This window comes from Bradyrhizobium sp. SHOUNA76, from assembly GCF_023006445.1.
Lineage (GTDB): Bacteria > Pseudomonadota > Alphaproteobacteria > Rhizobiales > Xanthobacteraceae > Bradyrhizobium.
Map to the genome: position 1 here is coordinate 1 of NZ_JALBHA010001113.1, position 552 is coordinate 552.

The following is a 552-nucleotide window of genomic DNA, read 5'->3' on the forward strand; positions in this document are numbered from 1 at the left end:
GGGCAGCCTGAGAATTGGGAGCTATGCCTGTCGGGTCAGATGCACGGCGCGACGCTGCTCGACGAGGACGGCCGGCCGCTGCGTCCCGCGATTCTCTGGAACGACGGCCGCTCGCAAAGCGAATGCGCCCTGCTGGAGCGGCGCTGTCCCTCGCTGCACATGATCGCCGGAAATCTGGCGATGCCCGGCTTCACCGCGCCGAAGCTGCTCTGGGTCGCGCGGCACGAGCCCGATGTTTTCGCGCGCGTGGCAAAAGTGCTGCTGCCGAAGGCCTATGTCCGCTATCGCCTGACCGGCGAGATGATCGAGGACATGTCCGATGCCGCCGGCACGCTGTGGCTCGACGTCGGCCAGCGCCGCTGGTCTGCCCTGCTGCTGCATGCGACCGGGCTCGACCTTCATCATATGCCGCGCCTCGTCGAGGGCAGCGCGGTGAGCGCGGTGCTGGCGCCGGAGTACGCGCAGCGCTGGGGCATGACTGAGAAAGTCGTCGTCGCGGGCGGCGCCGGCGACAACGCTGCGAGTGCGATCGGGCTCGGCGCCATCGCGCCC

Annotated in this window: 1 protein-coding gene; it reads left to right on the plus strand. The window is 69.4% G+C overall.

The genetic code is table 11. The annotated features are described in order from the left end of the window. The coding region (locus MOV74_RS40025; RefSeq protein WP_246933090.1) for an FGGY family carbohydrate kinase at positions 1-552 on the plus strand (552 nt) is incomplete at both ends.